Source organism: Chloroflexus sp., assembly GCF_034432675.1.
Lineage (GTDB): Bacteria > Chloroflexota > Chloroflexia > Chloroflexales > Chloroflexaceae > Chloroflexus.
The window spans coordinates 23,206-32,438 of record NZ_DAOUBI010000055.1; the positions used below are offsets into that span (position 1 = coordinate 23,206).

Genomic DNA, 9,233 nt, shown 5'->3' on the forward strand with positions numbered 1-9,233 from the left:
TTCGTGCCGTGAGACCGACGCGACAGCGTTACAATGCGATAGTGTCCGAGATCACACACGATGAGATAGGCGCTGCTGATGCATGAAGAGGTTGACAAAACAGTTATGGGTAATGCATAGCCCAGCGAGGGCGGGGTAGGGTGGAAGCGTGTCGGTACGCCCTGGGAGCGTGCGCCTCCCGCTCGCTCACCGGCAGCGCTGGGAGCGTGCGCCTCCGGTGCGCTCATCACCTGCACCGGCCCACAACAGCGGGTGCCATTCGGCGCCGCCGGTTCCCGCCCCCGCTGGGGGCGGGCTGGGGTGGGGGCGGGTCGTACAGCACCTCTGAGTACAGCGCACAGGTCATACACTGAACCGGCACTTCGGCACTGCGAAGGGCTGCTTAACGGCCCACCAGTGACCCTTCCGCACAAACAATACACGTCTTCGCGCAAACGTGAGCGTAACAGCCCGGCAATGTTGGGCAACAGGTGTTATGCTGCATCCTGGCAGCACGTGCGCTACAATCGCTCATGGACGTTATTACACCGATCACCATTCCGTAAGGAGTTACGCATGACTGAACTGACAAACCTTCCATCCCTCCGCATCGTCGCCATTGGGGGCGGCGGCGGTAGTGCCCAGGTCTTGCTCGGCACCCGTCCCTTCTTCGCCGAACGCACCGCCGTAATTGCAGTTACCGACTCGGGCCGTAGTACCGGTGCAGCACGGACAATTGCCGCCATGCCCGCCCCCGGCGACCTCCGCAACCTGCTGGCGACCCTGGCTGCCGACCCTAATGCCATACTACCGCGTTTGATGCAGCATCGCCTGCGCAGTCCGGCAGTGCCCTTACTCGATGGTATGGCGCTGGGCAACCTGATCCTGGGTGGTCTGGCCCAAATGGAAGGCGACTTTGCCGCGGCTGTTGAATTGGCCCGCCAGATGGTCGGGTGTCCGGAACAGATCCTTCCGGTAGCGACGGCCAACACCCATCTATGCGCTGAGCTGATTGATGGTCGAATCGTGAAGGAAGAGATTGCAGTACGTGCGTTGGGCAAACCGGCTATTCGTCGCCTCTTTCTCGATCCACCAGCAGCGGCCTATCCACCTGCGCTGGAAGCGATCATGGCTGCTGACCTGGTCGTGCTTGGTCCAGGGAGCTTCTACACCTCATTGCTGGCAACACTCTGCTTCGACGGCATCGTCACCGCGCTACGCGAGACATCAGCAACTATTGTCTTCGTCTGCAACACAACCACCCAACCCGGCCAGACCGATGGCATGAGCATCGCCGATCACGTGACCCGCCTGGTTGACGTGATCGGCCCTGGCGTACTCGATGTTGCACTTATCAACGATGCGAGTGGGTTGCATCCGGCAGTCGTAGCGCGCTACAGTGCCGCTGGTCTCACGCCACTGATCGTCACTGAGGCTGACCGGCAGGCCATCCGGGCGCTCGGGGTTGAACCGCTGGTACGCGACTTAGCCGAACCTGATCCAGGTCCACGTGAGCTGTGGAACAAGGCCGACACCATCCGCCACGATCCGCAAACCCTTGGCCTGGCGTTGTGGAAAATCGCCCTTGATCGCCGCGATCAAGTGACCGGCTGACCCTCAGCAACACCAGCCGCACAGTTTAGCGTGCGGAAGCTTGACTTCCGCACGCATCCTACCCTCGCCGGCGTATGACGCACTTCCTGTAGAGGTAAGCTCCAACGTTCGCTTCAGAATGGCAAATACACCATCTACCCTCCAGGCACCGCACCTTACCTTCTCTCGCCTATTTCCTATCTCCTCCCTCCTCCCCCCTAAACTTCGCCCCTCGCACCACCTGCACATCCATTGCATACGCAATCACCGCGAAGTGCGGAAAATATACTGTCGCCAGGTGCTGCAAAATCTTTTCTGCCACCTCAGCATTCACCAGCGTCTCGATACGCAGACTCTTCCCTTCCCATTCACTGGCATGAATACCCCGTGTCCCTTCACCGCGCACCGTGCCAACGGTATAACCACGGGCACCGAGATGACGTAGATCGTGCAACAGGCGATCCTCCAGCACGGCCTCGGCAACAATGGTAACCAGTTTGACGGTTGTCAATTCCATAGCGTTACCTTTCCAGATCATTGCCCACCAACAATCCACAGCGCCAGCGTGTAGTAAAGTGGAAGCCCAATCGCCAGATTAAATGGAAATGTAATTCCAAGGGACGCCGTCAGATAGAGACTGGGATTAGCTTGAGGCAATGCAATGCGCACTGCGGCCGGTGCAGCAATATACGAAGAGCTAGCAGCCAAGACACCCAAAATAGTACTGCCCCCCATTGATAGACCGGCAAGACTGCCAAACCAGACTCCGAGCAGACCGTTGAGTATTGGCATGATGATACCAAATCCTAACAGGAACAGGCCAGTACTGGATAGATCACGAAAACGTCTGGCCGCTACCATGCCCAGTTCGAGAAGAAAGAAGGTCAACGCACCCTTAAACAAATCTACAAACAACGGGGCCACCTCTTTCCCACCACGAGGACCGGTCAACCAACCGATGATCATGCCACCAACGAGCAGCAAAATGCTCTTGCTGGTGATCAACTCGCGGAGTGCTTCGCGCCAATCTCCCCCCTGCGACCCACCGGCAATCTGAGCAATAAACAGGGCAATCACTATCGCCGGCACCTCTAAAATCGCAACCAGCGCCGGCATAAAACCCTCATAACGAATGCCTATTGTGTCAAGAAAGGTTTGGGATGCGGCGAAGGTCACTGCCGACACCGAACCATAGTGAGCAGCAAGTGCTGCTGCGTCGGCAATAGTCATTTTGCCAATCTTGCGCGCCACGCTGTAGGCAAGCACCGGAATAATCAGGCCGAGCAACAATGTCGCTAGCGCCGGTGCCCAAAAGACGGCCAGACTGGTTTCGGCCAATGCCACACCACCTTTCAGCCCAATTGCCAGCAGGAGATAGATGGAAAGCGTCGTGTATAACTCATCGGGTAGTTTCAGATCACTGCGTACCAGCGTGGCGATGATACCGAGCGCAAAGGCGAGTACCATCGGCGACAGCAGGTTGATTTGCAATAATTCAACAATGTACATATGCCTCCTTCATTGATTTCAGTCCTGGCTCACTCGATCTCCGTTGTCGTAACCCGGGTTGCCACCTACACAGTGATCATGCCACGTGAGGCTGACTGCCATAATGAACAGCACGACGCTGTGCAAAACACCGTGCAGCATGACTGAACTGTATGAACCATGGATTGCATCCAGTTCCACCAGAGGCGCTCCTTCATGCCTTACGGTAGCAACTCGGGCTATGCCCATCCTCCGTGTCCTCCGTGCCTCTGTGGTGATAAAAGGGCACCTTGGGTTATCGTACCATCTCGCGTAACATGGCGAGTAATGCTACAATATGAGCCATCGGTCGCCTTTTTGCATCCAGAGGAGAAGTTTCCTATGGCCGCCTCGACGTCGGCACTTTCAGAGCGTTTGCCGCTTGCAACCCGTCTTGCTTTCGGCGCTGGTGATCTCGGCCCGGCTATCGCCACCATCATCGCCTCTTTCTTCCAACTCTACTTTCTCACCACTATCGCCGGCCTCCCCCCTGGCCTTGCCGGGACAGTGCTGCTGGTGGTGAAAATCTGGGATGCTGTCAACGATCCTATCATCGGCTGGCTTACCGATAAAACGCAGACCCGTTGGGGACGGCGACGGCCATGGCTACTGTTCGGTGCTGTACCGTTTGGTGTCCTCTTCTTTTTGCAATGGGTGGTACCGCCGTTTGATACGACCGGAAAGTTCATCTACTATCTCACAATTGCCCTGCTTTTCGATACCGCCTTCACTGTGGTGAATGTACCATACACAGCGCTAACCCCTGAGCTAACCCGCGATTACGATGAGCGAACTGCGCTCAATTCGTATCGCTTTGCATTTAGCATCGGTGGGAGCCTGCTCGGTGGCATTCTGCATCAAATCATTGTCGGTCAATTTGCCGATCAGCAAACCGGCTATCTGATTTCAGGCGCGATCACCGGTGTCATCATTGCCCTACCGTTTCTCTGGTGCTTCTTCGGAACTCGTGAACGCTACGAACCAGAACCCGGCAGTGCCGAACTGAGCTTATCGGATCAGATTCGCTATGTGTTCAAAAACCGCCCCTTTCTCTTCGTCGTCGGTATCTACATGTTCTCCTGGCTGGCCGTCCAGGTCACGTCCAGCGTCCTGACCTTCTTCATCGTCTTCTGGCTGGGTAGTGTACCCCAATTTCCCCGTACCAGCTTTGGCCTGACCTTCAATACCGTCCAGGATGTCATTCCCATCATGCTCTTTGCCGTACAGGGTTCAGCGTTGCTCTTCCTCTTCATCTGGAGCGCGGTTAGCCGTCGCATCGGCAAGAAAGCCGTCTACATGATCGGCAGCCTGATCTGGATCGGAGTACAGGCATTTCTCTTCTTCCTCCAACCTGAACAACTCGACCTGGCAATCATCCTGGGTGTGATTGCCGGTGCCGGAGTAGCAACAGCCTATCTCATTCCATGGAGCATGATGCCCGACGTGATCGAGCTTGACGAACTCGAAACCGGACAGCGCCGCGAGGGGATGTTCTACGGTTTTATGGTCTTGCTGCAAAAGATGGGATTGGCAGTGGGATTGTTTCTTGTCGGCTTGGCCCTGCAATTCGCCGGCTTCAACGAAAATCTGCAACCCGGTCAGCAACCCGATAGCGCACTGCTCGCAATTCGCCTACTGATCGGCCCCTTGCCCACGCTCATCCTGATCAGCGGCATGATCCTGACCGCCTTCTACCCGATTACGAAGGCCAGCCACGCCGAAACCCTGGCAAAACTGGCATTGCGCCGACAACAAAGATGACGTTCCGACCAGGTAACATAGACTGAAGCCTGTACCACTTATGTAAAACTATATCAGCAATAGGCGCAAACATTGCGGAGTTTCCACCCAACAATGTTTGCGCCGTTTTCCACCAACCGAAAAACGACTGGCTTCAGGTAATCGCCACCAGACGGGCAAGTCTAAGCGCTGCTTCAGGATTGGGAGCAGTCGTGATCTCGTGGAGACCGGTGTTGAGATGAACCAGTGTCTGCGCGACTGTCGGACGAATCCCACTGATAATCGTGTGCGCACCGAGCAGACGGATTGCAGTAGCCGTATCGATCAATGCCTTCGCCACCGCAGTATCAATTACCGTAATACCGGTAATATCAATAATGACCGTATGAGCACGCAGTTCGGCGAGCCGCTCAAGCACCCGCTGCCGTAACGCATCGGCCCGTCGGCTGTCGAGGTTACCGACCAACGGTGCCAGCAACACCCGATCATCTATCGTCAAAATCGGCAGCTCAAGTACTGCTACCAGTTCAAGCAGCCGTTGTTGTTCGTTAGCCCGTAGTTCAATCTCCTGACGTGCCAGTTCGGTTTGTTGACGGGCCGCTTCCGCATCGTTGGCACGCTGGTCGGCAATCTGCAACAACTGCATCTGCGCAGCGATAATCCGATCAAGAAATATCCAGACCGCAACAAAGAGCGCCACAAGGCTGCTGGCCTGCAAAAAGCTAAACATCGGGGCAGGGATTTTCGCTTCGGGAGCCGATTGACTGATGAGCAGCAATATCACCGTTATGACAATACAGACCACTAAAATGCTAATGGTAAATGCCCGCCGATTGATCAGGCTGACCAGCAGAATCGCAACTACAATAAACGGTGCTGCAGACATGTAGAGTTCTGGAAGCCAGAGCGCGACCATGATCTCGGCAATTAGGATAAGGGCTACAAAAGGTAAGATACCCTGCCAGAGCGGTTGTCCCCGATCCAGCAAAAACACCGTACACCCGCTCCCAATCCCCACTGTTGCGCTGATCGCTGCTGCAATCGCCAGCAAGGTATTGTTCATCAGCACAAACGTACTGAGTTCAATCGGCACAACGACTGCGGCAATCACCCCGACTCCCAAGGCAATATTGCGCACAATCTGGTGAAAAACCTGATCGAGGAGAGACTGTGAGGTTTGCATACTTCCTCCATTACAACACTGCAGGTTGGGAATCGGTTGCAGTTCATCAGCAACTGAAGTCAATGGCAAATCTACCCGTATCAAACAATGCTGATAGTGCGCACATACGATGAAAATCGCCTGAAATCCAGAAGCCACACGCTTTTGCTAACTGGCTGACGGCAAATCAATGTTTTGTCCGGTGATACTGGAAATATGTTCTGGTGAGTAGTTCAGACAGTTGGGTGAACCAGGAACCCTTTACTAGTGTTGTGTATGGCCTGATTCGGGATTATATCACATGAGGAGTATATTTGGGAGAAATGCTTGTGGGTTCATCGTTGCGCTCAGCAATTTGTAACGTCTCTCCTGCCCGTGCGTTTAGGACTTCCTGTTATGAGAGACGCAACAACAACGGCTGATTCGACAGGGATTCGGAAGACATTCTAACTGGCTCGTCCATCGATGCGGGCGATGTACCCGGTATCCGCAACGGCGGCCTTCATGCACAGAGTACTATTGGCTGATACAGGCACGCTATCAGGTATGTTCACATCCTGGTCTTACCAGGTTCAATACCCGACCACCGATCTTTATGCCGTTATAGAAATCGTCTGGTTTAATTACTGAAAAGGTATGAATGGAGAACGGACTAGGTGTGGCAATAGCAGATGGATTAACTTATTGCACTTACCAACAACATAACTCAGGCATTCAGGTGCGAGCAAGAGTACAATTAGAGGATCACTCTTTGCTAAACATACGTGATCACTTCTAATCATCTGCACCAATACTCTTACTTAATCTACCTCCTCCCCCCTATACCAGCACTTCGGTAGTGAAAGCACATCACGAGCCGTATTTGTGTGATCGAGGGGATGCGGAAAATCACGACGATAGTACTCACCGGTTAACCGATCGCGGCGGAGAAACGTAAATTCCATGGTTCGGGGAATGGTAATGTCACCCAGGGTTATCGCACCACGCTGATTATTTGGATGGATATGAACACAGGCATGGGTTTGGAGCAGTTTCGCGATTGCCCGACCGGCAACCCGGAAGAAGAACTTATTCCACAACTGATCCAGATAATGAAACTCGATCACGATGATCCGAAACCGGCGGAGCAGGTCGGTCGGTGTTGCCAGCAGTACTTCGTACTCCGATCCCTCAATGTCCATTTGCAGCAAGAGATCGCCAGTACTGCCTGCCGGCAGCGATTGCTGAACCCAATCGTCTAATGTGATGTACTGCTCGTCGGTCAATGCGCCGATAAAACGCTTACAGAAGCGAAATGCCGGATGATGCGATGGTGGCCCATCAACTGAGGCATCTGCCAAAAAGACGGTCATTCCCCGGTTGGCGCAATCGTGCTCGAAACCGGCAATTCCGCCCACCCCAGGCGAAAAACATGTGGTAATTCCTGCCAGATCGTCAGGTACGAGGTACCCACCATCGCCGGCGGGGCCGAGCCGAATAAAGGGTGTCGGGGGTGCTAGTGGATGGAGCTGGCGGATCAGGGTTCGTACCTGATCAACCGGCGTGAGATTGGTGAGAAACATGCGCCGGTAGGCCAGAAGCCTGATTGCCTGCTGTAAAACGGTTAGTTTCATCACAGTGCCGGAACGATTGATCTGCTATTGAACACTGTTATTCTAGCAATTGTGATGATCGAAATCAATAAACATTAGCTTACTATTGCACCTCAACTTTTGACAAAAGATTCAAAATAACCACCCCAACAATAATAAACCCAATCCCAATCAGTGCCCATACGTCAAGCCGCTGGCCGTACAGGAACCAGGCCGTAACCGTGATCAGCACAATCCCGATTCCCGACCAGACTGCATAAGCGATGCCAACGGGTATTGCTTCCAGCGCCAGCGACATCGCGTAAAACGAGATAGCATAGCCCGCTACGACGATCAGTGATGGCAAGGGGCGGCTAAAGCCGGTGCTGGCTTTGAGCGCTGAGGTGGCCACAACTTCGGTCAGAATTGCCAGCATCAGGTAGAGCCAGTATTTCATGATGGTTCTCCACAGTGTTCATGGCATTCAATACAGGGCAGGATAGACAAATATGCCGCTACGGTGCTGTTGGTAACCTCACAAGACAATCAATCGGTCAGAATGACAGTTATTCCGGTGTTGTGTTTCCGGGCAGTACCAGCCGCAGCAGAGGATTGGGAAAGCGGCGCGGCATGGTAATCGCACAGAAGGTCTCGACAAGCTCTGGCAGTTCAGCGTATTCCACCAGCATCCCGCTGCGCAACTCATCCGTCACGACGATTGGTGGAATGACTGCTAATCCGTTGTGTTCACGCGCCACAAGACGCATCATCGCCATATCGTCGATTTCAGCCACGATACGAGGGTGAATACCCAGCCGATGAACAAGCGCATCAAAGCCGGTGCGAATCGTAGACTCCGGTGATGGCACAATAAGCGGTTCACGCTGGAGCAATACCTCCAGAGGTTGCTGATACCGATCTGATCGCGGCTGTCCAATCAGCCCTACCGGTTGCGTATCGATGATATGGACAATCCACGGCGTAGCGTGGTCGCGATTGGGAACACCGGTTGCCAGCACGATATCCAGATCGTAGAGCTTCAGACTCCCAAGTAGCTCGTCCAGCGTGCCAGAACGGACAATCACGGTAATTTCGGGATCGGCAAACAAAGGACGCAAAAACCCCACTTGAAAATTGCGCGATAAGGTTGCCAGCGCACCAACCCGCAAGACCTTTTGGTGTGCTTCAGCCAGTCGACCAAAGGTACCGAGCAGTTCGTCACCTTTGGCAAAAATCGCGTCGGCAAAGTCCAACGCAATGTGACCGGCTTCAGTCAACACCAGACGACGACCGGCACGCTCAAACAGTGGCTGGCCCAGATACTCTTCGAGTGCGCTGATCTGCATCGAAAGCGCTGACTGGGCAATGTTGTGTTTACGAGCGGCCCGCGTCAGATTACCTTCATGAGCCACGATCCAGAAATATCGGAGGTGATGGTAGTTCAGCATATTGTCAGGTCTCGTATTGGTACATGCTCTCGTTCTTGCCAGATGCTACCAATATACCACCGCCGGGTAGCAGGTAATTCGCCGATGATGAAGTTTGCTACACTTCCTCTCCACATCAGCCCATGCCTTATATATACTAGTTTTGCTTTGTTGCAACGATCGGATCAATCGAGACGCACGTGCTTTGTTGCAACGATCGGATCAATCGAGACG

8 protein-coding genes are annotated in these 9,233 nt (G+C 54.0%); 2 read left to right on the forward strand and 6 right to left on the reverse strand.

The window, feature by feature from the left end; translation table 11 throughout:
- Positions 1 to 555: 555 nt before the first annotated feature.
- A complete protein-coding gene (locus tag VAE55_RS04655) occupies positions 556 to 1,593 on the forward strand; it encodes a gluconeogenesis factor YvcK family protein (RefSeq protein WP_322814643.1) in 1,038 nt (345 codons plus the stop codon).
- 169 nt (positions 1,594 to 1,762) lie between these two features.
- Here VAE55_RS04655 and VAE55_RS04660 read toward each other — a convergent pair whose 3' ends face one another.
- Entirely contained in the window at positions 1,763 to 2,089 is a 327-nt protein-coding gene (locus VAE55_RS04660) for a P-II family nitrogen regulator (protein ID WP_322814644.1), read from the reverse strand.
- 17 nt (positions 2,090 to 2,106) lie between these two features.
- Entirely contained in the window at positions 2,107 to 3,081 is a 975-nt protein-coding gene (locus VAE55_RS04665; RefSeq protein WP_322814645.1) for a sodium-dependent bicarbonate transport family permease, read from the reverse strand.
- A gap of 360 nt (positions 3,082 to 3,441) precedes the next feature.
- Between VAE55_RS04665 and VAE55_RS04670 the strand changes: the two genes are divergently transcribed.
- Positions 3,442 to 4,860, forward strand: a complete 1,419-nt coding sequence (locus VAE55_RS04670) for an MFS transporter (protein WP_322814646.1) — start codon at positions 3,442 to 3,444, stop codon at positions 4,858 to 4,860.
- Between the two features lie 133 nt (positions 4,861 to 4,993).
- Here VAE55_RS04670 and VAE55_RS04675 read toward each other — a convergent pair whose 3' ends face one another.
- The 4 genes from VAE55_RS04675 to VAE55_RS04690 all read right to left on the reverse strand — a co-directional run bounded on the left by VAE55_RS04675 (position 4,994) and on the right by VAE55_RS04690 (position 9,020).
- Positions 4,994 to 6,022 (reverse strand): STAS domain-containing protein, encoded by a 1,029-nt coding sequence (locus tag VAE55_RS04675; RefSeq protein WP_322814647.1) that lies wholly within the window; start codon positions 6,020 to 6,022, stop codon positions 4,994 to 4,996.
- A gap of 779 nt (positions 6,023 to 6,801) precedes the next feature.
- Positions 6,802 to 7,614: an FkbM family methyltransferase gene (locus VAE55_RS04680; protein ID WP_322814648.1), complete on the reverse strand. Its 813-nt coding sequence runs from the start codon at positions 7,612 to 7,614 to the stop codon at positions 6,802 to 6,804.
- 82 nt (positions 7,615 to 7,696) lie between these two features.
- Positions 7,697 to 8,029, reverse strand: a complete 333-nt coding sequence (locus tag VAE55_RS04685) for a multidrug efflux SMR transporter (protein ID WP_322814649.1) — start codon at positions 8,027 to 8,029, stop codon at positions 7,697 to 7,699.
- 109 nt (positions 8,030 to 8,138) lie between these two features.
- Entirely contained in the window at positions 8,139 to 9,020 is an 882-nt protein-coding gene (locus tag VAE55_RS04690; RefSeq protein ID WP_322814650.1) for a LysR family transcriptional regulator, read from the reverse strand.
- Positions 9,021 to 9,233 lie beyond the last annotated feature (213 nt).

What these genes read in the sequence shown, in the direction of transcription:
- VAE55_RS04690 (WP_322814650.1), bottom strand. Translation starts at nt 9,020, where the DNA reads ATGCTGAACTACCATCACCTCCGATATTTCTGGATCGTGGCTCATGAA.
- VAE55_RS04670 (WP_322814646.1), top strand. Translation starts at nt 3,442, where the DNA reads ATGGCCGCCTCGACGTCGGCACTTTCAGAGCGTTTGCCGCTTGCAACC.
- VAE55_RS04680 (WP_322814648.1), bottom strand. Translation starts at nt 7,614, where the DNA reads ATGAAACTAACCGTTTTACAGCAGGCAATCAGGCTTCTGGCCTACCGG.
- VAE55_RS04665 (WP_322814645.1), bottom strand. Translation starts at nt 3,081, where the DNA reads ATGTACATTGTTGAATTATTGCAAATCAACCTGCTGTCGCCGATGGTA.
- VAE55_RS04675 (WP_322814647.1), bottom strand. Translation starts at nt 6,022, where the DNA reads ATGCAAACCTCACAGTCTCTCCTCGATCAGGTTTTTCACCAGATTGTG.
- VAE55_RS04655 (WP_322814643.1), top strand. Translation starts at nt 556, where the DNA reads ATGACTGAACTGACAAACCTTCCATCCCTCCGCATCGTCGCCATTGGG.
- VAE55_RS04685 (WP_322814649.1), bottom strand. Translation starts at nt 8,029, where the DNA reads ATGAAATACTGGCTCTACCTGATGCTGGCAATTCTGACCGAAGTTGTG.
- VAE55_RS04660 (WP_322814644.1), bottom strand. Translation starts at nt 2,089, where the DNA reads ATGGAATTGACAACCGTCAAACTGGTTACCATTGTTGCCGAGGCCGTG.